The organism is Serratia sp. NFX21, assembly GCF_048517035.1.
Classification (GTDB): domain Bacteria; phylum Pseudomonadota; class Gammaproteobacteria; order Enterobacterales; family Enterobacteriaceae; genus Serratia; species Serratia quinivorans.
Genome location: NZ_CP183196.1, coordinates 3,313,211 through 3,339,383 on the forward strand (window position 1 = coordinate 3,313,211; position 26,173 = coordinate 3,339,383).

Below are 26,173 nucleotides of genomic sequence, written 5' to 3' on the forward strand. Positions count from 1 at the left end.
TAAAAATGATGCACGCGGGCGGCGTCGCCCACGTTAAATCAATCGACCTTGGCCAGTTGTGGCTGCGGCCAGTCACGCCACACGGGTTCAACACCGCCGGGTAACCACAGTTTGCGACCCAGTTCGATCCACGAACAGGGTTGATGGAAATCAGAACCCTGCGACGCCAGTAATTGATATTCCTGCGCATACTTTGCCAGTTGCGAACGCTCATGCGGCGCCTGCTGACACTGCGCAACTTCCATGGCATCACCGCCATGTTCCGCAAAGTGCGCCAACAACCGCTTCAGCCATTTGGCCGTCAGGTCATAACGACCAGGGTGAGCTATCACCGCCTGGCCACCAGATTGATGAATCACATCAATGGCTTGTTCTATTGTACACCACTGGGGCGGAACGTAACCGGTTTTGCCTTTGGCCAGGTATTTCTTGAACACCTGAGCCATATTATCGGCCATGCCGATCTGCACCAGATAACGGGCAAAGTGGCCACGGGTCACCGCACCACCGTCCGCCAGCTTTTGCGCACATTCAAAAGCACCGTCGATACGCGCTTTAGCCAGCCGTACGCCTATTTCCTGCGCTCGCAGGTTACGGCGTTCAGTCTGTTCGGCCAACAATTGCACCATCGCCGGGTGCTCGGTCTCTATCCCGAGACCCACGATATGAATCTCGTGATTTTCCCACAGCGTGGAGATCTCTACGCCATTAACCAATTGCAACGGCAGCGACAATTCAGCAATGCTGGCGGCCGCAGCGGCCAGGCCGGAGGTGGTGTCATGATCGGTAATCGCCAAAACGCCTACCCGCATTTCAACCGCTCGCTGCACCAACTGCGCCGGCGTCAAATAACCGTCAGAGGCGGTGGTGTGGCTGTGTAAGTCGTAGAGAGTAAAGGCGGAGGGCTGGGGGTTGCTGTCTGTCAAAAGGAATATCCGGCAATGGCTTGGGTTTCTATCATACCCGCGATCGCCCGCCGGACGGAAATCTATTCTGGGTCACGTCCCCTTCCCCTTGATGAAAATAATTCACGCCTGGCGCTAAAACATTGTGCGAAAAGAGGGTTGACTTTATTCCTGCGAACCAGTTAACTAGTACACAAGTTCAGGGCAGTTCCCTGGTTGGATGATAAACAAGAGAGCATAGAAATGAATAAGCAAACTTCTCTTCTTCGTTGGTGGCGTCACTCCCTTTTTCGGGCGGAGTAATCACGCATACCTGTCATCTGACACTGCAGATTCCCTAAGCCCGCTGGTAACGCGGGCTTTTTTATGGACAAATTTTAACTGGAACCACCAATGATGAACATCAAACCACAACTCAAACTACTGAAGGCGGAGGCCAGTTACCGGGGCGATCCGACCACCATTTTCCACCAGCTGTGCGGCGCTCGTCCGGCCACCCTGCTGTTGGAATCGGCTGAAATCAACAGCAAGCAAAACCTGCAAAGCCTGTTGGTAATTGACAGCGCTCTGCGCATCACCGCACTGGGCCGCACCGTGACGCTGCATGCGCTGACCGCCAACGGCGCGGCGATGCTGCCGCTGCTGGATGAGGCCCTGCCGGCAGAAGTCCAGAACCAGGTGCGTCCTAATGGACGTGAACTGACTTTCCCGGTGATTGATGCGATTCAGGATGAAGATGCCCGCCTGCGTTCGCTGTCGGTGTTTGATGCACTGCGCACCCTGCTGACACTGGTCGACTCCCCGGCTGACGAACGTGAAGCGGTGATGCTCGGCGGACTCTTTGCCTACGACTTGGTCGCCGGGTTCGAAGACCTGCCGCCGCTGCGTCAGGAAAACCGCTGCCCGGACTTCTGCTTCTATCTGGCGGAAACCTTGTTGGTGCTGGATCATCAACGCGGCGTTGCCCGTCTGCAGGCCAGCGTTTTCACGGCCGATACGGCGGAAGAACAGCGCTTGCAACAGCGCCTGGAGCAGTTGCAGCTGCAATTGAAACAGACCCCACAGCCGATCCCGCACCAGAAACTGGAAAACATGCAACTGAGCTGTAACCAGACCGATGAAGAATACGGTGCGGTTGTCAGCGAATTGCAACAGGCCATCCGTCAGGGCGAAATCTTCCAGGTGGTACCGTCACGCCGTTTCTCACTGCCGTGCCCGGCCCCGTTGGCCGCTTACCAGACGCTGAAGGACAACAACCCAAGCCCATACATGTTCTATATGCAGGATGACGAATTCACCCTGTTCGGTGCTTCGCCGGAAAGCGCGCTGAAATACGACGCCGGCAACCGCCAGATAGAGATCTACCCGATTGCCGGTACCCGCCCGCGTGGTCGTCGCGCCGACGGTTCGCTGGATCTGGATCTCGACAGCCGTATCGAGCTGGAAATGCGGACCGATCATAAAGAACTGGCCGAGCATCTGATGCTGGTCGATCTGGCACGTAACGATCTGGCGCGCATCTGTCAGGCCGGTAGCCGCTATGTGGCCGACCTGACCAAAGTGGACCGCTACTCTTTCGTGATGCACCTGGTGTCTCGGGTAATCGGCACCCTGCGCGCCGACCTCGACGTGCTGCACGCTTATCAGGCCTGTATGAACATGGGCACCCTGAGCGGCGCCCCCAAAGTGCGCGCCATGCAGTTAATCGCCGCCTCTGAAGGCACCCGCCGCGGCAGCTACGGCGGTGCGGTCGGTTATTTCACCGCCACCGGCGATTTGGATACCTGTATTGTCATCCGCTCCGCGTATGTTGAAGACGGCATTGCTACCGTGCAAGCCGGTGCCGGTGTGGTGCTGGATTCTGTTCCTCAGGCGGAAGCCGATGAAACCCGTAATAAGGCACGTGCCGTGCTGCGTGCCATTGCCAGCGCGCACCAGGCCAAGGAGGTGTTCTGATGGCCGATATCTTACTGCTCGATAACGTCGATTCCTTTACCTACAACCTGGTCGATCAGCTGCGCGCCAGCGACCATCAGGTGGTGATTTACCGTAACCAGATTTCTGCCGACGTGATTATCGAACGCCTGCAGCAGATGGAACAACCGGTGCTGATGCTGTCACCGGGTCCGGGTACCCCGTCCGAAGCCGGCTGCATGCCGGAGCTGTTACAGCGCCTGCGCGGCCAGTTGCCGATTATCGGCATCTGCCTGGGACATCAGGCGATTGTCGAAGCCTACGGTGGCCACGTCGGCCAGGCCGGGGAGATCTTGCACGGCAAGGCCTCGGCAATCAGTCATGACGGCGAAGGCATGTTTGCCGGTATGGCGAACCCGCTGCCGGTAGCACGCTACCACTCACTGGTTGGCAGCAATATCCCGACCGAACTCACCGTTAACGCCCATTTTAACGAGATGGTGATGGCAGTGCGTAATGACCAGCATCGCGTATGCGGTTTCCAGTTCCATCCGGAATCGATCCTGACCACCCATGGCGCGCGTTTGCTTGAGCAGACTCTGGCCTGGGCGCTGGCGAAATAACGAGGGGAAACGACGATGCAAACTATTCTTGAAAAACTGTACCGTTCAGAGTCGATGAACCAGCAGGAGAGCCAGCAGTTATTCAGCGCCATCGTGCGCGGTGAACTGGAGCCAAGCCAACTGGCCGCCGCACTGATCAGCATGAAGATCCGCGGCGAACACCCGGAAGAGATCGCCGGTGCAGCCAAAGCGCTGCTGGCCGATGCCCTGCCGTTCCCGCGCCCGGATTACCCCTTTGCCGATATCGTCGGCACCGGGGGTGACGGCACCAACAGTATTAATATCTCCACCGCCAGCGCCTTTGTGGCGGCGGCGTGCGGCGCCAAAGTGGCCAAACACGGCAACCGTAGCGTTTCCAGCCGCTCGGGTTCATCGGATCTGCTGGCTGCATTTGGCATTCGCCTGGATTTGCCGGCAGAAGAAGCACGTAAGGCACTGGACGAACTGGGCGTGTGCTTCCTGTTTGCCCCGCAGTACCACACCGGTTTCCGCCATGCGATGCCGGTACGCCAGCAGTTGAAAACTCGCACGGTGTTCAACGTGCTCGGCCCGTTGATCAACCCGGCACGCCCACCGCTGGCGCTGATCGGCGTTTACAGCCCGGAACTGGTGTTGCCGATTGCCGAAACCCTGCGCGTACTGGGTTATCAACGGGCGGCCGTGGTACACGGCGGCGGTATGGACGAAGTGGCGATCCATGCAACGACCCACGTGGCCGAGCTGAACAACGGTGAAATTGAAAGCTATCAGTTGACGCCGCAGTCCTTCGGATTGCAAAGCTATCCGCTGGAAGCCCTGCTGGGCGGCTCGCCGGAAGAAAATCGTGACATTCTGGCAAGGTTGTTACAAGGTAAAGGTGACCCGGCGCACGCCGCTGCGGTAGCCGCTAATGTGGCGCTGCTGCTGAAGTTATTCGGGCATGAAGACCTGCGCCAAAATGCGCAGCAGGCACTGGACATGATTCACAGCGGGCAGGCTTACGAGCGTGTCACCGCACTGGCAGCAAGAGGATAAATGATGCAGGAAACCGTGCTCAACAAGATTGTTCGTGACAAAGCGCAATGGGTCGCAGCACGACAGCAACAACAGCCACTGGCCAGTTTTCAAAATGAAATCGTCCCAAGCGAACGCGGTTTTTACCACGCGTTAGAGGGAGCCAGAACGGCGTTTATTCTTGAATGTAAAAAGGCATCCCCTTCCAAAGGGTTGATCCGCGAAAACTTCGATCCGGTAGAAATAGCTTCGGTCTACAAAGATTTTGCCTCGGCAATTTCGGTGCTGACAGACGAAAAATACTTCCAGGGCAGCTTCGATTTTCTGCCGCTGGTCAGCAAAACGGTGACACAGCCGGTACTGTGCAAAGATTTCATTATCGACCCGTATCAGATCTATCTGGCGCGTTTCTATCAGGCCGATGCCATCTTGCTGATGCTGTCGGTGGTTGACGACGAGCAATACCGCAAGTTAGCCGCAGTGGCCCATAGCCTGAACATGGGTGTACTGACCGAAGTGATCAGCGAAGAAGAGCTGCAACGGGCCATTGCTCTGGAAGCGCGCGTGGTGGGCATCAATAACCGTGACCTGCGCGACCTGAGTATCGATCTGGATCGCACCCGTCAGTTGGCGCCACGCGTGCCACACGGCGTGACGGTGATCAGCGAGTCCGGCATCAACAATTACGGCCAGATCCGCGAGTTGAGCCACTTTGCCAACGGTTTCCTGATTGGCAGCGCATTAATGTCGGAAACTGACCTGCGCGCAGCCGTTCGCCGGGTGATACTGGGCGACAATAAAGTCTGCGGGCTGACCCGTCCACAGGATGCTGCCGCGGCTTATCAGGCCGGTGCCGTCTACGGGGGTTTGATTTTTGTCGGGCGCTCGCCGCGCTATGTTGATATCAATCGTGCCCGCGAAGTGATTGCCGGTGCACCGCTAAAATACGTCGGCGTGTTCTGTGACGCGCAGGTAGAGACGGTAGTACAGACCGTCGAGCGCCTGGGCCTGAAAGCGGTGCAACTGCACGGCGCTGAAGATCAAGCCTATATCACCGCCTTGCGTGCCAAACTGCCGGCCGACTGCCAAATTTGGAAAGCGCTGAGCGTAAAAGACCATTTGCCAAAGCGCGATTTGCTGCACGTTGACCGCTATCTGCTGGATAACGGCGCGGGTGGTACCGGGCAGCGTTTCGACTGGTCGGTACTGCACGGCGAAAACCTGGAGAACGTGATGCTGGCCGGTGGCCTGGGCGCGGATAACTGTGTTGACGCGGCCAAACTTGGCTGTGCCGGTCTGGACTTTAACTCCGGCGTTGAGAGCCAGCCCGGCATTAAGGATCCTGCCCGCCTCGCAGCGGTGTTCCAGACCCTGCGCGCTTACTGAAGATCATTAACGGATAATAACGGGAACTATAATGACGCTGCTTAACCCCTACTTCGGCGAATTTGGTGGCCAATATGTGCCGCAGATTCTGATGCCGGCCCTAAAACAACTGGAAGAAGCCTTTGTCAGCGCTCAGCGCGACCCAGAGTTTCAGGCTGAATTTATTGACCTGCTGAAAAACTACGCCGGTCGCCCAACGGCGCTGACGCTGTGCAGAAACCTCACGGCCGGTACCAAAACCAAGCTGTACCTGAAGCGTGAAGACTTGCTGCACGGCGGCGCGCATAAAACCAACCAGGTGTTGGGTCAGGCATTGTTGGCCAAACGCATGGGTAAAACCGAAATCATTGCCGAAACCGGTGCCGGTCAGCATGGCGTTGCCTCGGCCCTCGCCTGTGCCTTGCTCGGTCTGAAATGCCGCATCTATATGGGTGCCAAAGATATTGAACGCCAGTCGCCTAACGTATTCCGCATGCGCCTGATGGGTGCGGAAGTGATCCCGGTACATAGCGGTTCTTCTACGCTGAAAGACGCCTGTAACGAAGCGCTGCGCGACTGGTCCGGCAGCTACGAAACCGCCCACTATATGTTGGGTACCGCTGCCGGCCCACACCCGTACCCTACTATCGTGCGTGAATTCCAACGCATGATCGGTGAAGAAACCAAAGCGCAGATGCTGGAACGCGAAGGCCGCCTGCCGGATGCGGTACTGGCCTGTGTGGGTGGCGGCTCCAACGCCATCGGCATGTTTGCCGACTTTATCGATGATACCAGCGTAGGGCTGATCGGCGTTGAACCCGCAGGTCTGGGTATCGAAACCGGCCAGCACGGTGCGCCGTTGAAACACGGTCACGTTGGCATCTATTTCGGCATGAAAGCGCCGATGATGCAGACTTCCGAAGGCCAGATTGAAGAGTCCTACTCCATTTCCGCCGGGCTGGACTTCCCTTCCGTTGGGCCGCAGCACGCCTATCTGAACAGCATCGGTCGCGCCGAATATGTGTCGATTACCGATGACGAAGCGCTGGACGCATTCAAGGCGCTGTCACGTAGCGAAGGGATTATCCCGGCGCTGGAGTCTTCCCACGCCCTGGCGCATGCGCTGAAAATGATCCGTGAAACACCGCAAAAGGAACAGATCCTGGTGGTTAACCTGTCCGGCCGCGGCGACAAAGACATATTTACCGTTCACGACATTCTGAAAGCACGGGGAGAAATCTGATGGAACGTTACCAGCAACTGTTCGACCGCCTGGCAAGCAACAAGGAAGGCGCCTTCGTCCCGTTCGTGACCCTCGGCGATCCTAACCCGGCATTGTCATTGCAAATCATCGATACCCTGGTTGAAGCCGGCGCCGACGCGCTGGAGTTGGGTATCCCGTTCTCCGATCCGCTGGCTGACGGTCCAACCATTCAAAGTGCGGCGCTGCGCGCTTTCGCCTCTGGCGTCACGCCGACTCAGTGCTTCGAAACGCTGGCCGCTATCCGCCAGAAACACCCCAGCATGCCGATCGGCCTGTTGATGTACGCCAATCTGGTGTTCCATAAAGGCATCGATGCGTTTTACCAACGCTGTGCCGAAGTGGGCGTAGACTCGGTGCTGATCGCCGACGTGCCGTATGAAGAGTCTGCGCCTTTCCGTGCCGCCGCTATCCGCCATGGTATCGCGCCAATCTTTATCTGCCCGCCCAATGCAGACGACGATTTGCTGCGTGAAATCTCCTCACATGGCCGGGGCTACACCTACCTGCTGTCACGTGCAGGCGTAACCGGAACCGAAAGCCGCGCCCAGTTGCCACTGCATCATCTGGTGAACAAACTGCGTGAATACCATGCTGCGCCACCGCTGCAAGGCTTTGGTATCTCTGAGCCGGCCCAGGTGCGTGATGCACTGCAGGCCGGGGCTGCCGGGGCGATATCCGGCTCGGCGATCGTCAAGATTATCGAGCAAAACCATACGCAACCGGCCGAAATGCTGGCGCGACTGGCGACCTTCGTCAGTGAAATGAAAGCCGCAACCCGGGCATAATTGGCCAGCAACGGGCGCAGAGGATCTGTGCCCGTTGTTAACATATTGTTTCTCTTCAAAGTTGTGCTATTTTTTACAGCCTGGATTTGAACAAACCCAATTCTTGTCTCACAATTAACCTTGCGCGTTGGGCATTTCTTTATTTGGGGGAATGCGCTATGTTTTCAGGTGAATACCCAAATGTAGTTTCAACAATAACATTGCATGGAGAGTAATTTATGAAGCTATTTAAAACCCTTTCGGTCTTATGCATGGCAGCCGTTGTGGCATTCGCAGTGAGTGCCTGCGCGCCAACAGCGAAATCTGAAGGGACTGGCGGTTATATTGACGATACGGTAGTGACGACCAAGGTGAAGTCAGCGCTGTTGGCGGATAAAACCATCAAATCTACCGAAATCAGCGTCGAGACCTTTAAAGGTCGTGTGCAACTGAGCGGCTTTGTCAGCTCAAGCGCCGATGCCAACCGTGCGGTACAGGTGACTCGTGGCGTAGCGGGTGTGAAATCCGTTGAGAACGTCATGAACATCAAGTAGTAAAAGTAAAACGGAGGCGCTGCATGCGCCTCCCTGTTTCACCCCTGTCAGAAGCGGTACCCTGCCCCGAACATAAACACCCACGGATCCAAACGCGTATCAATGCTGTGATGGTTACCGTCCGCATCGTCAAAGCGAGCTTTGGTTTCGATGTTCATCCACCACACTGACATGTTCAGCATCCAGTGTTCATCCAGGTTGTAATCCAGACCCGCCTGCGCGGCTACGCCCCAGGAGTCTTTCAAACTCAGGTTGCTCAGCCCGGCACTTTTACCGTTATCGTTGAATTTTTCATCGAAGAAGGTGGTGTAGTTAACGCCCAGCCCCAGGTACGGACGCAGTTTGTCCTGTTTGTCGCCAAAATAGTATTGCGCCATCAGGGTCGGGGGCAAATCGTGTACCGTCGCGATATTGCCGTTCACTGCGCCACCATTCAGCCCTACCTTGTGGCGAAACGGCGTTGCGGCCAGCAGTTCGACGCCAATATTGTCCGTTACCATATAGCCGAAGGTCAGACCAAGCTGGGTATTATTGTCGGCACTGAATGAGCCTTGCCCCAGCACGTCGTCCGATCCGGCATTTGGCCGCACAGTAGCAGCGCCTGCGCGGAACAGAAAATCGCCTGCCTGATGCGCACTTGCCAACATAGGGGCCATCATTGCCGCCAATACCACCAGAGTTGTCTTTTTCATTATCCATTCCATTTGTGTGGTTATCATCCAGGGGGAATATACCTACTTACGGGTATTTATGATCCCATCGAGATCACATCTTATGTGTAAAAGTTTTAATTCCTACTAAAAACAAGGTTACCTAAGAGGCTAATAAATCAAGGATTGATCTGAATCAAAAAACGCCTTTTGTTGCAAATTATCTACATGTTCAGTTGCCAGGGCGCGGCTTGAAAGACGACGGGGAATGTCGATGAGGCTGATTGCAGAAGAAATCGTCACAGTGCACTTCGCGGGGTGCCACAGCGGCCTGGAACAGGGTACAATCGCCCACTGATTTTGATTTATCTCTGTTTCTCGATGCCAAGGAGTCTGCATGCCTATCACGGCCAACACGTTGTACCGTGACAGTTTTAATTTTTTCCGTAACCAACTGACCAGTATTCTGATGCTGGCGCTGTTGACCGCGTTCATTTCTGTGCTGCTCAATCAGGCTTTCAGCCCTGACGTCGAGCAGTTGAAGATCCTGAGCGCAACGGAAGGTGACTTTGCTGCATCCGCCGGTATGGGGATCCAGGAAATCATTCAACAAATGACGCCTGAGCAACAGATGGTGTTATTGAAGGTTTCAGCCGCCGCCACTTTTTCCGCCTTAGTGGGCAACGTGTTGCTGGTTGGCGGGATGCTGACATTGATTCGTCTGGTTTCTCAGGGGCAGCGCATCAGCGCACTGCGCGCTATCGGTGCTTCCGCGCCGGAACTGCCGCGTTTGCTGCTGCTGCTGTTTATCTGCACGCTGTTGATCCAGCTGGGCCTGACGCTGTTTGTGGTGCCGGGCGTGATCATGGCGATCGCCTTCTCGCTGGCGCCGGTGATTACGGCTACCGACAAGAAAGGCGTTTTCGCTTCGATTAAGCTGAGCTGCAAGTTGGCGTTCGCCAATGCGCGGGTGATTGTTCCGGCGATGATGTTGTGGCTGGCAGCCAAGCTGCTGGTGCTGTTTATGGTGAGCCACCTTTCGGTGCTGACCCCGAACGTCGCCAGCGTAGTGCTGACCGCCCTGAGCAACCTGGTTTCGGCCCTGTTGCTGATTTACCTGTTCCGTCTGTATATGCTGCTGCGCAGCTAATCTTGCGGTAGAAATCCAAAAGGCACGCTTCGGCGTGCCTTTTTGTTTATTGAGCCACGGCCGGTTCCGCCTGTTCCTTACTTTGGATCAACTTTAGCGCCAGGTACAAATCCGGTACCAGGATCAACTCCCGGTCGCGCCCCATCCGATTAATACGGAACCAGCGCGTCAGTTCGGTTCGTCGCCCTGCCAGCACCAGCTTCACGTTACGCTGTAACAAATCACGTTTCAATTCGTCGATGGCCGCCAGTACGCTGATATCGGCATGGGTAAAGCTGGCAACGGCGTCCACCACCACCCAACGCGGCTGGAACGGTGTGCTGTCCACCAGGTTCAGGATCCGCCGTTTGAAATACGCCACGTTGAAATAGGTCAGCGGCGAGTTGAAGCGATACATCATCACACCGGGTACCGCTTTAATGCCGTTATTGTTGCCCATCGAGTGGATCATGCCTTCCTCATTGACGCCCAACAGCTGCTCAGTCGGGCGGAACACCGTGCGCAGAAACTGCATCAGACCCAGTAAAACCGCCAGGCCAATACCGCTGATCACCCCCACCAGCAATACGCTAAGGAAGGTAAACATCGCCAGCCGGAAGGCCTGAGCATTGCGTCGCCGCATGATCCAGATGCCACGAATATCCAGCAGCGACCAGGCGGCATACATCAGCACCACGCCCAACCCCGCGACCGGAATAAACTGTAGCGGCGCCATCAGGAACAACAGCACGAAGGCAATCACCGCCGCCGCAATGATCGACACCAGTTGGCTCTTGCCGCCGTTGGCATCATTGACCGCGGTGCGTGAATCCGCCCCGCTGATGGCGAACCCCTGCGACAGCGCCGAGACGATATTCACCAGCCCGAGCGCACGAAACTCGGCATCCGCATTCACCTCGTAACCGTTTTTCGCCGCGAAGCTTCGGGCGGTCAGCATCATGCTGACAAAGCTCACGACGGCCAAGTTGAGCGCCGGGATCACCATGTCACGTAGCAAACCCGGTTGAAAATCCGGCCACTGTACTATCGGCAAGACATCACTAAAGCCGCCGACCGTCACCACACCATGTTGCTGCAGCTTGCATGCCCAGGTAATAAACGTGACCAGAACAATGGCAAATAACGGTGCCGGCCAGTTGGGACGCCATTTTTTAAACCCGATCAGCGTAACCAAAGCCAGTAACGAGACCGCCATGGTCAGCCAATCACTGTGCATCAGGTTGCCTGGCAACGCGTAAATACGTTCGATCAGCTGCGCCGGGTGCACACCAAATCCGAACACCTTGCCAATCTGATCGACCATGATGGTAATCGCCACGCCGTTCAGCAACCCGCTGAGTATCGGTCGTGAGAGTAAATCGGCCAGTGCGCCCAGTTTGAAGCGGCTGGCCAACAGACACCAGGCGCCCATCATCGCCGTCATCATAATGGTCAATTGCCAGTGACGTTCCATATTACCCGCCGCCAACGGGGTCACAACGGCGGCAATCACTGCACAGGTCGCCGCATCCGGCCCGACAATCAGTTGGCGTGAGGAGCCGAAAAACGCATAGGCCACCATGGGTAAAATACAGGAATATAACCCCACTATCGGGCTGACTCCGGCCAGTTCGGCGTAGGCAATCGCTACCGGTAAGGCCACGGCGGCGACGGAAAGCCCGGCGCGGATGTCCGGTTTGAGCCAACTGCGTTGATACCCTAATAAATGCGTCAAACCGGGCGTAAGCGCCTGGAGAGATTTCCACTGCATAAACTGTTTTCCGTTATAAATTATCCGGCTATTATTGCGCGTATCATGCGATGCCAATGCCGTGCTGGCAATCTGCCCGCCGCGAACTCGCGACCTCAATCGTAAGTTTATGCAAATTCCTGCTTTCATGGCGGAAATCCGGCGGCCAAACGCCGATAATCAGCAGTTGCCAGCGGTACACAGAGCCCGCCAAATCCGGTATAGTCGGCCGATGAACAGATGATGGATTGATTTATGAAGCAGTTTCTTGATTTCCTCCCGTTAATTGTCTTTTTCGCTTTTTATAAGCTCTACGATATCTATGTGGCCTCTGGCGCATTGATTGTTGCTACCGCCCTGGCGCTGGTGTTCACCTGGTTCAAATACCGCAAAATCGAGAAGATGACTCTGATCACCTTCCTGATGGTGCTGGTGTTCGGCACTTTGACGCTGGTGTTCCATAACGATTTGTTTATCAAGTGGAAAGTGACGATCATCTACACCCTGTTCGCGCTGGCGCTGCTGATCAGCCAACTGGTGCTCAAAAAACCGTTAGTGCAACGCATGCTGGGCAAAGAACTGACGCTGCCGGATAAGGTCTGGAACAGCCTCAATCTGGCCTGGGCGGTGTTCTTCCTGGTCTGCGGCCTGGCAAACATCTACGTCGCCTTCTGGCTGCCTCAGAGCGTTTGGGTTAACTTTAAAGTGTTCGGCCTGACCGCGTTGACGCTGGTCTTTACTCTGCTCAGCGGCGTTTATATTTATCGGCACATGCCGGAAGAACAGAAAAAATAGTTACAAAATTGTTAATGCCCGTAGCCTTTGCTACGGGCAGTATAGTGAAATCCCTTCTTTGATAAGCAGACAGCTATGACTCAACAACGACCTTTACCCAGTGGCGAAATGGTGCTGCGAACGCTGGCGATGCCGGCAGATACCAATGCCAACGGCGATATTTTTGGCGGCTGGCTGATGTCGCAGATGGATATCGGCGGCGCTATTCAGGCCAAAGAAATTGCCGAAGGCCGCGTAGTCACCGTGCGAGTGGATGGCATGACCTTCCTGAAGCCGGTCGCGGTAGGTGACGTGGTATGTTGCTACGCGCACTGTATCCGTACCGGACGCAGCTCGATCACCATCAATATCGAAGTGTGGGTCAAGAAAGTGTCTTCCGCCCCTATCGGCCAGCGCTATCGCGCCACCGAAGCGGTGTTTACCTATGTTGCCGTAGACGATGAAGGCAATTCACGCGCCCTGCCCGATGGCAAGATGAACTTCCGCGTCGGATTCGAAGAATAAGCCTTAGCGCCAGGATTCTTTTTCAAAAAGCCCGATGTGACCCATCGGGTTTTTTTATTGATGCTGATTACCCGGTGCCGCAATACCCAGTTTCGATAACGCCTTTTCAACGTTAAAGGCCTGAATCTTGATTTTGCTTGTGTATAATCAACCGGGTACCCTCACGACCTGGGGCGCCTATGGGTATTCTGTTAAGGGATGCGCACTATCAATCCATCTTGTGACATAAAACTGAGGTTATAAGTAGAGAATGGCTACCCTTAAAGACGTTGCACTCCATGCCGGTGTCTCTGTAACGACAGTATCGAATTTTATTAATAATAAAAAAAAGCTCAAAGATGATACCCGGCATAACATTCTGGAGGCTATTCAAGCTACCGGCTACCGACACAATGCCCTGGCCGCCTCATTGAAGAAAAGCTCTGCGAGCCTGAGAAGCATTGGCATCATTTCCATCGTTGACCAAAATCCCTTTTTCTCCGAGTTATTCTTCAAGCTGGAAAATGAGTGCTTCAAGCAAGACTTTACCGTTATCTCCTGCTTCCGCCATAAAGATAAAGAGGATTTACACACCTACATTAATCTGATGTCGGGTCGCGTTGACGGAATCATCCTTATCTCGTTAAAGCGCGATAAAATCGATAACGTAATCAAACATATCCATGCGGTCCCCGTCGTTGCCATCGCTTTCGATATCGGTGATGTAATGAGCCTCTGCGGCGGTACGGAATTCAATTTACACAATGAGACCGGCGGCTACATAGCCGGTAGATTTTTGCTGTCCAAAGGGCACAAAAAAATTGCCTGCGTTACCGGCCCAAAAGCGTTAAAAACCACGGTGAATCGCATAGCGGGTTTGAAAAAGGCACTTGCAGATTTTAACCTGCCGGAAGACTCAGTCGATTTTATCGAAGGGAATTACACCTATCAGAGTGGCGTTGATGCCATGTATCAACTATTTTCCTCCGTGGCGTTGCCAACGGCCATTATCTGTCATAACGACTTAATGGCCATTGGCGTACAAAATGCAGCGAATGAGTTAGGTTTGAAAATACCCAGAGAACTCTCGGTCATTGGCTATGATGATATAGAAATGTCCAAATTGTCTTTCCCGTCACTCACCACGGTCAGAATTCCTTTGGACGACATTGCTTACCAGGCGCTGGAAGGGTTGAGCATGAAAATGTCCACCCCAGGCAGTAAAGCAATAATATCCGCCACGCCCAGCCTGGTTGTCAGGGGCTCAGTCAGTGAACCCACCGATTTTGGCAAATGACCGTCAAAAACGCGTAGTCTAAGCGGTAACCCTCTCCGCCATGGTTGCCATATAGAGATCAAGCACGCCCCGATGGTCAACCTGAACGCAGACCCGTTGCTGAGGTTTGCCACTCCACTCATCGATAGGGTAAGGTTTCGCCCCTTCCTTAAGCAGGGTATGCCCGATGGCCGGCCCCTCGGTAATCACCCGTACAGCACCGACTTTTACCTCAAACAACTCGGGCGCAATGGCATAGGCAATGGCCGAGGAGTCATGTACATAGAATCCATCCATGCCGATCTCCCTCTTATGAAAATCAGCGTAAAAACGCGTGATATGGTAAATGAACTCACCGTAGCGGGCTGAATTGATGCGCAAACGCTCAATATATTCGCTGCTCATCACCGTTTGCTGAGTGACATCCAGTCCGACGACGGAAACCGGCCAGTTGGTGGTCATCACCCTATCGGCTGCATGGGGATCACCGATGATATTGGCCTCGGCAAAAGGGGTAACATTGCCCGTATGACCGTTATGGCCAAATGCCCCGCCCATAATAATCACCTCTTTAATCAGGCTGGCGATACCGGGATCCTTTTCAACCGCCAGGGCAAGATTGGTCAACCTGCCGACGGCAATCAGCGTGATTTCACCGGGATGCGCTTTTACGCTATCGATGATGTAGTCATGTGCCGCTCGCTTATCAATACCCTGGTAATCCCCCGCGGGGATATCTATATCCCCCAAACCATTTTCGCCGTGAACGAAAGTGGTCGCCTCACCCGCCGCTACCACCAAAGGCGTATCCGCGCCCACGGCGACATCAGCAGTCAGGCCAAACCGCTGCTTTATATACAGGGCGTTTCTTGTGGCATTCTCAATGGTCGCATTGCCAAAAACCGTGGTAATGCCCACCAGCTCAATCTGGTCACTGGCATGCGCCAATAGCATCGCCATAGTGTCATCAATACCGGGATCCGTATCAAAAATGACTTTTCTCTTCATAAGTATATTTCCTTTGTGGATTTGGAATTTTCAACCTTCTCAAGGATCAGGCAGGCGACAACGCAAACGCATACGGCAGTAAAACCCAGGGCAGTCATGACCATCGCACTGGCAACCCCGAACCGCGCAACCATGGCGGCAGACAAGGCCGGCGAAATGGTGCTGCCAAGGGTTCCGCACGTCAGCAAGAAGGTGACGAGCACCGCGGGTGAGTTTTTAACCTGCTGAGAGCCAACAGAAATCCCTAATTTATAGACACACGAGGTCAGGAAACCGAACCCCAGGGTGGCGGTCAAAAAGACTTTCGGGCTATGGGTCATGCTTAAGTAGAAGGTTACGACAATGGCGATGACAGAGACCGTCACCAGCATGACCCTCGCGGGGATCTTATTCACTAATATGGCGGCGGCGATTAAGCCAAACACGGATGGCCCCCAATAATTTCGCACTGCCGCACCGGAATCCGTCGAAGATAAACCAAACGCCTGCTGCAGGTAGCTGGGCGACCAGGTCAGGAAAGTGCTTTGGGCGAACAGATAGATACCCAGCGCTAACCCCATCAGAATCACTCTGGGGGTCATAATCTGTTTGAAGTTAAATCCGGAAGCGCTGGCGTTGGCTTCACCTCTCGTGTTTTCCGCCAAATCCCCTTTCGGGTATTGCAAAACAAAGGTGCTGATAAACACCAGTGCGGCAATAATGCCGACCAATCCGTAAGCATTGGTCCATTGCATGTTTGCAGCGATGATCATTGTCGCCACCGATGGAAAAATAAAACCTGAGGCGCTAAATGCACAGTCGGTGGCGATAAAGGCGGAAGCGCGTTTGTTTTCATCAAAAACTTTGGAGATCAGTACGGCGCCGCCTGACAAACCGGTACCGCAGCAGGCTCCCAAAACAAACAGATAAAACGAGACGACAAACGGATTTCTGACCTCGAGAAAGACCAATGCGGCCATAACAATCAGAAAAATTGCATAGGTGGCTCGCAAAATGTGGCGGATCTCAAATCGGGAATACACCACCATCGAGATGAATGTTCCCAGGAGAGTACCGCCGGTCAGGTACGAGAACATGGCCGCGGCGTCCGTAATACTGATATCCAGATATTGAGACATCGGACTAATGACAATGCCTATTTGAGTGAGGAGTCCGGCCATCACCATGTAGGTCATAAATGAGACTGACAGTAAACTTGCTTTGTAAGAACTCATAGCTTTCCCCGAAAAGGTTTAACGTTACACCAATTTATTTTGTTTTATGCACCTTTTTATTGAAGTGATCGGGTTCACAATTCGTTCAGAAGGCTGTTATTAATACGACAAGTGGGATGGGGATCGTGTTTTTTTGAGGTTAATCCAGAGAATTAACCCCAGAGTAGGGTTTTTATTCATTAGGCCAGGGGCGAATCAACTAAAGGTTTATCGTTACACTCTTTTATTTCCAACAAAATTTCAAAGCGAAGACGATGTTTTACCGGGTCGCAGACAGCAAAAAGGGTCGCATGGCGACCCTCTTCGTTATAAAAAAACCATCTCAGTGTCAGTTCATTTCCGTGGTGCCATTAATTTTAAAGCGAATGTTTACGGTACGATCTTTCGCTTCTTTGGCTTCATAACGCCACTTGCGTAATGCCTGTTTCACCTCACGCTCAAACATATTGCGCGGCTCCGCAGACAGGATACGCACGTTACTCACACGACCATCACTGTCAATATCAAACTGCACCCGCACATTGCCTTCAATCTGCAACGCTCTGGCGCGCGGCGGATAAATCGGATCGGCACGGCTGATCGGTTTCGGCCCCACATCTCGTGAATTGCCCTGAATCGGTGCTGCCGGCCCCTGCTTCACCGGAGCCTTATCGATAGGCTTGGCCGGTTGGTTATTTTCAAACGGCGACGGCTCACGCGGTTCGGTTTTCTGTGGTTCACGCTTAACCGTTTTTTCGACCTTCGGCTTCGGTTTTGGCTTCGGCTTGGGTTTTACCGGCTCCGGCTTCAGTATCGCCTTCGGCGGCGGCTCTGGGAGCGGTTCCGGCTCCGGCTCGGGTTCCGGCTCTACCTGTGGCTCTGGCTCAGGTTCGGCCGGTGCAGGCGGAGGCGGCTCTGCCATCGCGGCGGTATTGATCATCATGACGCTGATCGGCGCATCTTCAGGTTTAGGCAACTCCATCACTTCCTTGACAGAAGCATAGAGCAGACCCGCCACCAGGGCGCTATGTAAGCCAACAGACAGGATAATTGGCACGGACAAACGGCGATTAAGGAACATCTTTTTTAGCGGCATAATGATTCTGTTTCCTCTGGTTCGCCAAGTTTAAATGCAAATAGCAATCATATTCAATAACGAATGGCAAACTATCGCTCTAATCGTCATTATTCATCGCTAAAACCTGCAAACTCATGGGGATATTAACCTTTCATTTGCCTTTTAACTTAGGCTTTTACACGCTTCATTAACCTGATTTACCGCCGCCGAAAATAAAAAACCCGCCGTAGCGGGTCATTCGTCACCAATGCAGCGTTACTCTTCATCGCCGTAATACAGCACGCCCAGTTTGATCAGCGGCCGGCCCTGCGCCTTGCGATGCAGGTTGCTGTCACGCAGCGAATAGACGCAGCCACAGTACTCCTGCTGATAAAAGCGTTCGCGCTTGCTGATCTCAATCATCCGCGACGCACCGCCCTTTTTGCGCCAGTTGTAATCCCAATACTCCAGGTCCGGGTATTTTTCCGCTGCGCGCACGCCGCAGTCGGTGATTTGCTGCATATTCTTCCAGCGTGAAATTCCCAGCGAACTGGATATGGTGTCGTAGCCATGCTCATGCGCGTACAGCGCAGTGCGTTCAAAACGCATGTCGAAACACATGGTGCAACGGATCCCGCGCTCAGGTTCGTGCTCCATTCCTTTGGCGCGAGCAAACCAGTTATCGGTATCATAATCGGCGTCGATAATAGGCACGCCGTGCTGCTCGGCAAAGCGGATGTTCTCATCCTTGCGCAGCAGATATTCTTTTTGCGGATGAATGTTCGGGTTATAGAAGAAAATGGCGTATTCGATGCCAGAAGCCTGAATAGCTTCCATCACCTCACCGGAACAGGGCGCACAGCAAGAGTGCAGCAGCAGTTTGCTTTTGCCTTCAGGCAAGTCGAGTTTATCTCTAACCAGTTCCGTCATTTCCTCACCTCTGGATCCTTGTCTCATTAAATCGCGCGGCCGCACTATACGAATAAAAGCTAGTCGCTTCAAGGCATAAGCGCCAGCCGCAGGCAAAATCCAACGGGCAGGCATTCCCATGTATCCCCTTTTGCGCTACTTTACATTTACCGTTCTATAGCAATGATTTTAAAGGTGAAACATGCTTTATCTGATCTACGCACAAGACGTACCCAATTCATTGGAAAACCGCCTGTCGGTACGCCCGGCCCACCTGGCACGCCTGCAGACACTGCGTGATGAAGGCCGTTTGGTGGTGGCCGGTCCCAATCCTGCCATCGACAGCAACGACCCAGGCAGTGCCGGTTTTAGCGGTTCTACGGTGATTGCGGAATTCGCCTCACTGGCGGACGCCCAAGCCTGGGCCGAGCAGGATCCCTACGTTGCCGCCGGCGTTTATGCTGACGTGACGGTTAAACCTTTTAAACAGGTGTTCTGATTTCAATTGCACCCCATTGGCCTCTGTCGCCGTGGGGTGTTTGCCGATATACGCCATGTTTAGCGTTCCATGGCACAACCGCATGCTATGGTGAATTAGCCGACGTACTCATAGACTAAAATGACTGTACACACATACAGTCATTGAAAACTATGAGGATCTAAATAATGAACACCTGCCCTAATATCGCAACATTAAGAACGACTATTCCTACCGCTGCCGGTGAGCTGATCACCGTAACCGCCTATAATGACGACTGGAGCACCAGTAATCTTCAACCTACTGGAGGCGGTGTTTTTGTCGCAAAAGCGCAATCGACCCCAGCAGACGACGGTGGCATGTTTATTCGCCCTAATGCGTCGTGGGTGTGGCTGCGCGTATTAGAAGTAGCGGGCACCGTCTCGCCTTATATGTACGGCGCGAAAGGCGATGGTATTGCTGACGATACCGATGCGATCCAAAAAGCTCATGATTACGCCAGTTCGCGGGCAACCACCAGCGGTGCACGAGTGTTGAAAAACGGCAATCTTATTTTTGGAAATGGTCGTTTCAAATGTATGACAAAACTAACCTTTGATACCAAAACCGTCGATTTTGATTTTTCCGGTGCATTACTGGATTTCACAGCAATGACACCTGGCACTGCAGAACTTCACAAGGCTGCCATCGACTGGAAAAATAATGCCGGTTATGCCCAAGGTAATCTTAGTGCTAAAAATCTGCGAATGATCGGCCCTGGCGCTGACTCGTTTATTGATGGAATGGCATTCTCTACATCGCTTTCAGGCAGCTACCCACGTAACTCGCTGACGTTCACCGGCGGTGGCATCGAGGGGTTCTCCTGCGGCATAACAGGTACCACTAATTTCTATTTCCTGCGCATGTACGGTTTCACTTTCAACCATTGCGACACTTGCTATTTCTTCCCAAACAATACCTCAGACTCCGGTGAAGAGATGAACTTCCACAGCTGTGTCTTTGCGCAAAGTAACTGTGGCGTTAACTTGCAAGGGGGCTACAGCTACTTCTTCAATTGTTCCTTCGACTATATCTACGGGAAAAGTGGGCCGCAAACGTCGGCAGACAGACTGGGAAAATATATTCATATCGAAGGCGGTCAACACACTTTCCGCGATTGCCACTTTGAGGGTTACGGCCCCCAAAATTACATCGTCAACATCCCAGATGATAAAAGCTGTAAAGTTAACTTTATTGGCGGCATATTCACCTTTAAAGCTGGTGGCAGCCCATCGACCTATCCGACTACCTGTAACCCTTTCTACTTTGGCAGCCTGGCACGAGTCGTGTTTGAAAAAGTCAATATTGGTCAGATGCAGCAAGGTGGCGATGCAAACGTTAGCGGCTGGATTGATGGTAACGGTTCAGTATCAATGCATGATACGCAACTGCCGATTGCCTGGCCTTATTTGTTGTCGCAAGTACGTACCGATGCAACGGTGCAGGACAACTGGCTCGATGGCTCAACCTATACCAGCGGTGCCGGGAATGAGAAATGGACCGAGGAAGTTTGGATATTACCGCCAGGAGGCGTTAATACCGTGCGCAAATCACGTTACGGCTGGGGAACCGCGGCCAGTACCAATTTCAGTATGATCCGACAGGCCAACTTTGTCTCCCTGGGGCGTAATGTAAGCGCCGGAGACGGTGTATTTCAGGCCGTGTTAGGAACCATAAAACTGAAAGGCTACGGCAGTGTCATTCATCACCTCCGAGCCAATACATTCGCAGGCGATGGTCAAAGCTGCCAGGTTAAAATTGTTTGGGCAAAACTGAGCGAATTTGGTGCTCAGCAGGATGTTGAGCCCAAAATACTAATGCAACAAACCGGCCACTCATACACCTTTAATTTCAGCGGATTAGAATCCGAATTGAAAACCGTGGTCATTCCTGGACAAATGCAGGGCTATGTCACCCAGCCACCATCATTTGAACGGGCTCCAGATTGGGCGACTCATGCGTTCTTACTGGTTGATACCACAAAAATGAAAAGCAACTTCGACCTGCGCATTACGGATGTTTATATGCGTCAGGTCTAAAGAGTTCGACACTAACAACAGCCGCAGATCACTGCGGCTTTTTCATGCAAAAAAAAGCCAGCACGGAGTGGCTGGCTAAAGGGTTCTTCGAGGGAATATCTTGTCCGTTAAACTTACTCTCTTCACCTGCCGGCCCGCCAGCTATCGCTGTGATAGGTGAACTATTTTTTCGCCAGAATCAGCGTCTGCATATCCGCGAACATGGCATCCCATTCCGGCTGGTTAATCTCCATCAGGCCAAAGAAACGCAACATAAATGCCCCTTCGGTAGCCAGAAAGGCCAACCGCGCCCGCTTGCCTTCCTCGGTGGTTAAATCCAGACCGGCGATCCGGCTGCGGTACCACTCGCGCGTGCTTTCCAAGTGCTCTGGCGTTTGGATCAGGGTCGCCATCAGCCCTGCGGCCTTGGCGCTGGATGCCTGATCGGAACTTTGGGTGGCCTGCATATGCGCCCGCACTGTCGTTGTGGCCGAGGGACTTTCCCCGGCAATGGCATCGAAAACCTGGTCATAGGCTTTCCCCCAACGTTCGAACATCGCATCAATTAACGCGTCTTTAGTACCAAAGCAGTACTGCACCCCGCCCTTGGAAATCCCCATCGCCTTGGCAACAGAATCAATGGTCAACCCGGCGGCACCCTGCCTGGCGACAATCTCCTCCGCCATATCCAGAACCTTGTCGCGATCGATGCTCCGTTGACGTCCCATTGAGAAACCCTCTTTTCAATACATACGTATGGATATATATTACGCCAGTATACCACCCGGCGCGTTCGGGTGGTGACCTTATGGCAACGCATCCGCGTCGCCTGCTTTTTTGGAATAATATTATGCACGCAAACAACCGCTGGTTGATCCTGGCAATGATCTCCAGCGCGCTATTTTTGATCATTATCGATATGACGGTGCTATACACCGCATTGCCACGGCTGACCCAGGCGCTGGACGCCAGCGCCTCGCAAAAATTATGGATTGTGAATGCCTACCCGCTAGTGGTCGCCGGGTTACTGCCCGGTGCGGGCATGTTGAGCGATCGCATTGGTCATAAACGGCTGTTTATGGCCGGATTGCCGGTGTTTGCCGTCGCCTCCCTTTGTGCCGCCTTTTCTCCTTCAGCCCAATGGCTGATCGCCGCCCGCGTATTTCTCGCGGTAGGTGCAGCGATGATGATGCCGGCAACCCTGTCCATTGTCCGCCATGTGTTTACCGACGAACGTGAACGCGCCCTGGCGATTGGCATTTGGGCCGCAGTCGCGTCCGGTGGTGCCGCTATCGGCCCGGTGGTCGGTGGAGTCTTGCTGGAGTATTTCTGGTGGGGATCGGTATTTTTGATCAACGTCCCTGTCGTCATGGTGGTGCTGCCGCTGGCCTGGCGATTGATACCGCACTGCGGTGGGGAAAATAAACGCCCTTACGATATCATCGGGTCAGTGCAGATCATGGCCGGTCTGGTGGGTAGCATCTATGCCCTGAAGGAGCTGAGCAAAACAACGCCCTCCATTTCTGCGCTGGCAATCGCCGCCACCATTGGCATTTTGTCGCTCTGGCTGTTTGTTCGTCGACAGCGTCGGGCCCGTTATCCGATGATCGACTTCTCACTATTTCAGAATCGGCTGTTTGCCGGCGGCGTCGGCGTGGCTCTGGTGTCGATGGTTGCGCTAGTCGGTGTTGAACTGGTACTGACTCAACGCCTGCAACTGGTGCTTGAGCTGAGTCCATTACAGGCCGCGCTGTTTATTCTGCCGATCCCGGTGGCCTCCGCACTGGCCGGTCCGCTGGCCGGTTTACTGCTGCCGCGTTACGGCGAGCGCAACATGATATTCGGTGGATTGTTCCTGACCGGCCTGGGCATTGCCGGGCTGGCCCTGCTTTACCAGAACAGCCTGATGTCGCAGTTGGTTTGTCTGTTTATCGCCGGTTTTGGCATCGGTGGTGCCATTACCGCCGCGTCGACCGCCATCATGCTCAATGCTCCGGAAGAAAAATCCGGTATGGCTGCCTCGATCGAGGACGTGTCCTATGAGCTGGGTGGCGTGCTCGGTATTACCTTGCTGGGTGGGTTGATGACCGCCATCTATAGCCACAGCCTGGTGTTACCCGACAATTTGCCGGTGGGCGACGTCGCTTACGACAGCATTGATGAAGCCCTGCGGCTGGCTGCCAATCTGGCTGTCGAACAGGCTGAACAACTGAGACAACTGGCTCGGCTGGCTTTCGACCGAGCATTTATCGCGGTGTTGATTGCAGCAGCATTACTGATGGCGCTAAGCGCCGGCGTGGCAAAATTGGTCTTACGCAAGTAATGATACCAAGCCGCTGTTGTTGTTAACGCATTCTGCTTACACTGAATGGGCAATTTGCTTGTCGGATTTATCGTTATCGGTTTCAGCAATTGCATTGATGCTTTTGATCGTCTTTAACCCTGCGATAAATCCGGTTACTGTGTTTGTTATGGATATTGTGTAAATCATCGAATCAAATAATCAGGAGAAGATTATTATGGCAACGACGAAGAAAGCAGCGAAAAACCATATCGGCCTGGACAGCAAACAATCGGCAAAACTCTCGGAAGCGTTGAATGCGCTGCTGGCAAATTATCAGGTGCTGTATATGAACGTGCGCGGCTACCACTGGAATATTTCCGGCCCGCACTTCTTTGAACTGCACGTCAAATTTGAAGAAACCTATAACGATCTGCTGACCAAGGTTGATGAGCTGGCAGAGCGTATTCTGACTCTGGGCTCGCAGCCGCGCCATGCGTTCAGCGATTATCTGAAAACGTCTGATATCAAGGAAGACACTAATGTCACCGACGATAAAGGCACGTTGGGTGGTTTGCTGCACGGCTATTCGGTGCTGCTGCAACAGCAGCGCGAGTTGTTGACGCTGGCCGCCGATGCGGGTGATGAAGGTACTGCTTCACTGATGAGCGACTACATCAAAGAGCAGGAAAAACAGGTTTGGATGCTTAACGCCTATCTGGGGAAATAATCACAACCCAGCTAACAAAAACAGTCCCCTTGGGGACTGTTTTTGTTTTACCACTCGTAGGCCACCACAAACAGCAATGAACGCCGGTGCTGGTCATCCAGGCGACGACGCACCCGAATAATATGCCGATTGCTGCAAGACTGGCGTTCCAACCAGCGATGCCTGCGGCGCTGACTCTGCCGCAGCATCCGCCAGCGGCCCACCTCGTTTCTACTGCGTCTCATCGTTTTGTCACTCATTCGTCAAATGCCAACGGCGGGCATTATAGTCCTTTCATTACAGGATCCAAGCCACAGTTCAGCGTATTTTAATCCGGCTGGGCGACGCGTCTTCCGCGCCAAAATGTTTTTTTGTTTACAGCAAGTGCCTTAAGCCAATCATATTTTTGCAACATAAGCGCCGAGAAAAGGTTTCCCCTTTAGCGTTCTGTGCGTACACTCATCGTTGGTGGTTTGCGAACGGGATTTTTCGCCTTTATGACAACATTTTATACCGTAATCAGTTGGCTCATGGTGTTCGGTTACTGGCTGCTTATCGCTGGTGTAACACTGCGTATTCTGATGAAACGCCGCGCCGTACCTTCCGCTATGGCCTGGCTGCTGGTGATCTATATTCTGCCGCTGTTCGGTATTGTGGCTTATTTATCTTTTGGTGAATTACATCTGGGCAAACGCCGTGCCGAACGCGCCAAGGCCATGTGGCCTTCTACCGCACGCTGGCTGAGCGAGTTAAAAGAGAGCCAGCGCATCTTCGCCACCGATTACAGCGAGGTCGCCAGACCCCTGTTCCAACTCTGCGATCGCCGTCAGGGCATCGATGGCGTTAAGGGCAACCAACTCCAGTTACTCACCACTACCGATGCAACGCTGAAGGCGCTGATCCGTGATATTGAGCTGGCACGCCATAATATAGAGATGGTGTTTTACATTTGGCAGCCTGGCGGGTTGGTCGATCAGGTAGCCGAATCGCTGATGGCCGCTGCACGCCGTGGCGTACATTGCCGCCTGATGCTGGACTCTGCAGGTAGTTTGCAGTTCTTCCGCAGCCCCTATCCTGGCATGATGCGCAATGCCGGTATCGAAGTGGTGGAGGCACTCAAGGTAAACCTGTTCCGCGTTTTCCTGCGCCGAATGGATTTGCGTCAGCACCGTAAAGTGGTGCTGATTGACAACTATATTGCCTACACCGGCAGTATGAATATGGTCGACCCACGCTATTTCAAACAGGATGCCGGGGTCGGTCAGTGGATCGATTTGATGGCCCGTATGGAAGGCCCGGTCGCCAGTACCATGGGCATCGTTTATGCCTGTGACTGGGAGATTGAAACCGGTAAACGGATCCTGCCGCCGCCGCCGGACGTCAATATCATGCCGTTCGAACAGGAAAGCGGCCACACTATTCAGGTTATCGCCTCTGGCCCCGGGTTCCCGGAAGAAATGATCCACCAGGCGTTGCTGACTGCGGTTTACTCAGCACGTGAACAGTTGATCATGACCACCCCCTACTTCGTACCCAGCGACGATTTACTGCATGCGATTTGCACCGCCGCCCTGCGCGGGGTTGAAGTCAGCATCATTGTCCCACGCGATAACGATTCAACGATGGTCCGTTGGGCCAGTCGCTCTTTCTTCTCCGAACTTCTGGAGGCTGGCGTACGCATCTATCAGTTTGAAGACGGCCTGCTGCATACCAAAAGCGTACTGGTTGATGGCCAGCTCAGCCTGGTCGGCACGGTGAATCTGGACATGCGCAGCCTGTGGTTGAACTTTGAAATTACCCTGGTGATTGACGATGACGGTTTCGGTAGCGATCTGGCCTGCGTGCAGGACGACTATATTGCTCGTTCGCAGTTATTGAATGCCGCAGAGTGGCAGAAACGGCCTTTTTGGCACCGTATTGTTGAGCGCCTGTTCTACTTTTTCAGCCCGCTGTTATAAACGCCGTAACGGGCATGCTTCATACCCGTCGCCTTTCAAGTTGCAGCGTTGTTACCTG

Annotated in this window: 23 protein-coding genes, 1 pseudogene and 1 other annotated feature; of the genes and pseudogenes, 15 read left to right on the plus strand and 9 right to left on the minus strand. The window is 53.6% G+C overall.

Translation table 11 applies throughout. The features are described from left to right. Positions 1–38: 38 nt before the first annotated feature. Positions 39–926, minus strand: coding sequence for an RNase RNM (gene rnm, locus ACNT1W_RS15585; protein ID WP_419245822.1), 888 nt, complete (start codon positions 924–926; stop codon positions 39–41). Between the two features lie 243 nt (positions 927–1,169). Next, positions 1,170–1,273: a sequence feature (Trp leader region), on the plus strand. Positions 1,274–1,298: 25 nt separating this feature from the next. Here rnm and ACNT1W_RS15590 point away from each other — a divergent pair. The 6 genes and pseudogenes from ACNT1W_RS15590 (at position 1,299) to ACNT1W_RS15615 (ending at position 8,382) form a co-directional block, all read left to right on the plus strand. Next, on the plus strand, positions 1,299–2,861 hold the full coding sequence (locus tag ACNT1W_RS15590) for an anthranilate synthase component 1 (RefSeq protein WP_135344241.1): 1,563 nt from the start codon (positions 1,299–1,301) through the stop codon (positions 2,859–2,861). Then, positions 2,861–4,456: pseudogene (gene trpD, locus ACNT1W_RS15595) on the plus strand (bifunctional anthranilate synthase glutamate amidotransferase component TrpG/anthranilate phosphoribosyltransferase TrpD). The gene ACNT1W_RS15590 and the pseudogene trpD overlap by 1 nt, the downstream one beginning before the upstream one ends. Positions 4,457–4,459: 3 nt before the next feature. After that, positions 4,460–5,821 carry a bifunctional indole-3-glycerol-phosphate synthase TrpC/phosphoribosylanthranilate isomerase TrpF gene (gene trpCF / locus ACNT1W_RS15600; protein WP_012145397.1) on the plus strand — a complete coding sequence of 454 codons (1,362 nt, stop codon included), beginning with the start codon at positions 4,460–4,462 and terminating at the stop codon, positions 5,819–5,821. Positions 5,822–5,849: 28 nt separating this feature from the next. Beyond that, positions 5,850–7,043 (plus strand): tryptophan synthase subunit beta, encoded by a 1,194-nt coding sequence (trpB, locus tag ACNT1W_RS15605; RefSeq protein WP_172491194.1) that lies wholly within the window; start codon positions 5,850–5,852, stop codon positions 7,041–7,043. Continuing rightward, the gene (gene trpA / locus ACNT1W_RS15610) at positions 7,043–7,849 is read left to right on the plus strand and encodes a tryptophan synthase subunit alpha (protein WP_419245823.1); all 807 of its coding nucleotides are present in this window, start codon (positions 7,043–7,045) and stop codon (positions 7,847–7,849) included. The genes trpB and trpA overlap by 1 nt, the downstream gene beginning before the upstream one ends. Before the next feature lie 218 nt (positions 7,850–8,067). Further along, complete coding sequence (locus ACNT1W_RS15615) at positions 8,068–8,382, plus strand: BON domain-containing protein (RefSeq protein ID WP_012145400.1); 315 nt, start codon at positions 8,068–8,070, stop codon at positions 8,380–8,382. Between the two features lie 47 nt (positions 8,383–8,429). Here the strand turns inward: ACNT1W_RS15615 and ompW are convergent, their stop codons facing one another. Further along, the gene (ompW, locus tag ACNT1W_RS15620) at positions 8,430–9,074 is read right to left on the minus strand and encodes an outer membrane protein OmpW (protein WP_017893033.1); all 645 of its coding nucleotides are present in this window, start codon (positions 9,072–9,074) and stop codon (positions 8,430–8,432) included. Positions 9,075–9,429: 355 nt separating this feature from the next. On the opposite strand from ompW, the gene ACNT1W_RS15625 reads away from it, so the two are divergent. After that, the gene (locus ACNT1W_RS15625) at positions 9,430–10,182 is read left to right on the plus strand and encodes a YciC family protein (protein ID WP_012145402.1); all 753 of its coding nucleotides are present in this window, start codon (positions 9,430–9,432) and stop codon (positions 10,180–10,182) included. Between the two features lie 46 nt (positions 10,183–10,228). Here ACNT1W_RS15625 and ACNT1W_RS15630 read toward each other — a convergent pair whose 3' ends face one another. Then, complete coding sequence (locus ACNT1W_RS15630; RefSeq protein WP_261098305.1) at positions 10,229–11,932, minus strand: SulP family inorganic anion transporter; 1,704 nt, start codon at positions 11,930–11,932, stop codon at positions 10,229–10,231. A 234-nt stretch (positions 11,933–12,166) separates the two neighbouring features. Between ACNT1W_RS15630 and ACNT1W_RS15635 the strand changes: the two genes are divergently transcribed. The 3 genes from ACNT1W_RS15635 to ACNT1W_RS15645 all read left to right on the plus strand — a co-directional run bounded on the left by ACNT1W_RS15635 (position 12,167) and on the right by ACNT1W_RS15645 (position 14,486). Next, on the plus strand, positions 12,167–12,706 hold the full coding sequence (locus tag ACNT1W_RS15635; protein ID WP_012145404.1) for a septation protein A: 540 nt from the start codon (positions 12,167–12,169) through the stop codon (positions 12,704–12,706). 75 nt (positions 12,707–12,781) lie between these two features. Then, complete coding sequence (gene yciA / locus ACNT1W_RS15640; RefSeq protein ID WP_012145405.1) at positions 12,782–13,210, plus strand: acyl-CoA thioester hydrolase YciA; 429 nt, start codon at positions 12,782–12,784, stop codon at positions 13,208–13,210. 250 nt (positions 13,211–13,460) lie between these two features. Continuing rightward, positions 13,461–14,486: a LacI family DNA-binding transcriptional regulator gene (locus tag ACNT1W_RS15645; protein WP_112362450.1), complete on the plus strand. Its 1,026-nt coding sequence runs from the start codon at positions 13,461–13,463 to the stop codon at positions 14,484–14,486. Positions 14,487–14,504: 18 nt separating this feature from the next. Here the strand turns inward: ACNT1W_RS15645 and ACNT1W_RS15650 are convergent, their stop codons facing one another. The 4 genes from ACNT1W_RS15650 to ACNT1W_RS15665 all read right to left on the minus strand — a co-directional run bounded on the left by ACNT1W_RS15650 (position 14,505) and on the right by ACNT1W_RS15665 (position 18,653). Beyond that, complete coding sequence (locus ACNT1W_RS15650; protein ID WP_419245824.1) at positions 14,505–15,473, minus strand: nucleoside hydrolase; 969 nt, start codon at positions 15,471–15,473, stop codon at positions 14,505–14,507. Continuing rightward, a complete protein-coding gene (gene tsgA / locus ACNT1W_RS15655; RefSeq protein ID WP_012145408.1) occupies positions 15,470–16,687 on the minus strand; it encodes an MFS transporter TsgA in 1,218 nt (405 codons plus the stop codon). Before tsgA ends, ACNT1W_RS15650 begins: the two co-directional genes overlap by 4 nt. Positions 16,688–17,015: 328 nt before the next feature. Beyond that, positions 17,016–17,762 carry a TonB system transport protein TonB gene (gene tonB, locus ACNT1W_RS15660; protein WP_115184540.1) on the minus strand — a complete coding sequence of 249 codons (747 nt, stop codon included), beginning with the start codon at positions 17,760–17,762 and terminating at the stop codon, positions 17,016–17,018. Between the two features lie 237 nt (positions 17,763–17,999). Continuing rightward, a complete protein-coding gene (locus tag ACNT1W_RS15665) occupies positions 18,000–18,653 on the minus strand; it encodes an epoxyqueuosine reductase QueH (RefSeq protein ID WP_017893038.1) in 654 nt (217 codons plus the stop codon). Between the two features lie 181 nt (positions 18,654–18,834). Here ACNT1W_RS15665 and ACNT1W_RS15670 point away from each other — a divergent pair, with 181 nt between their 5' ends. Both ACNT1W_RS15670 and ACNT1W_RS15675 read left to right on the plus strand, forming a co-directional pair. Beyond that, positions 18,835–19,131 (plus strand): YciI family protein, encoded by a 297-nt coding sequence (locus tag ACNT1W_RS15670; RefSeq protein WP_269935147.1) that lies wholly within the window; start codon positions 18,835–18,837, stop codon positions 19,129–19,131. A 167-nt stretch (positions 19,132–19,298) separates the two neighbouring features. Continuing rightward, the gene (locus ACNT1W_RS15675; protein WP_261408879.1) at positions 19,299–21,188 is read left to right on the plus strand and encodes a glycoside hydrolase family 55 protein; all 1,890 of its coding nucleotides are present in this window, start codon (positions 19,299–19,301) and stop codon (positions 21,186–21,188) included. A 161-nt stretch (positions 21,189–21,349) separates the two neighbouring features. On the opposite strand, the gene ACNT1W_RS15680 is transcribed toward ACNT1W_RS15675, so the two are convergent. Then, positions 21,350–21,895 carry a TetR/AcrR family transcriptional regulator gene (locus ACNT1W_RS15680; RefSeq protein WP_017893039.1) on the minus strand — a complete coding sequence of 182 codons (546 nt, stop codon included), beginning with the start codon at positions 21,893–21,895 and terminating at the stop codon, positions 21,350–21,352. A 122-nt stretch (positions 21,896–22,017) separates the two neighbouring features. Here ACNT1W_RS15680 and ACNT1W_RS15685 point away from each other — a divergent pair, with 122 nt between their 5' ends. Both ACNT1W_RS15685 and ACNT1W_RS15690 read left to right on the plus strand, forming a co-directional pair. After that, on the plus strand, positions 22,018–23,490 hold the full coding sequence (locus tag ACNT1W_RS15685) for an MFS transporter (RefSeq protein ID WP_419245825.1): 1,473 nt from the start codon (positions 22,018–22,020) through the stop codon (positions 23,488–23,490). Positions 23,491–23,686: 196 nt separating this feature from the next. Next, positions 23,687–24,178 carry a Dps family protein gene (locus ACNT1W_RS15690; RefSeq protein ID WP_012145415.1) on the plus strand — a complete coding sequence of 164 codons (492 nt, stop codon included), beginning with the start codon at positions 23,687–23,689 and terminating at the stop codon, positions 24,176–24,178. 47 nt (positions 24,179–24,225) lie between these two features. Here ACNT1W_RS15690 and ACNT1W_RS15695 read toward each other — a convergent pair whose 3' ends face one another. Next, complete coding sequence (locus ACNT1W_RS15695; RefSeq protein WP_071593055.1) at positions 24,226–24,402, minus strand: YciY family protein; 177 nt, start codon at positions 24,400–24,402, stop codon at positions 24,226–24,228. A gap of 252 nt (positions 24,403–24,654) precedes the next feature. Between ACNT1W_RS15695 and cls the strand changes: the two genes are divergently transcribed. Continuing rightward, positions 24,655–26,115: a cardiolipin synthase gene (cls, locus tag ACNT1W_RS15700; protein WP_012145416.1), complete on the plus strand. Its 1,461-nt coding sequence runs from the start codon at positions 24,655–24,657 to the stop codon at positions 26,113–26,115. Positions 26,116–26,173: the final 58 nt, after the last annotated feature.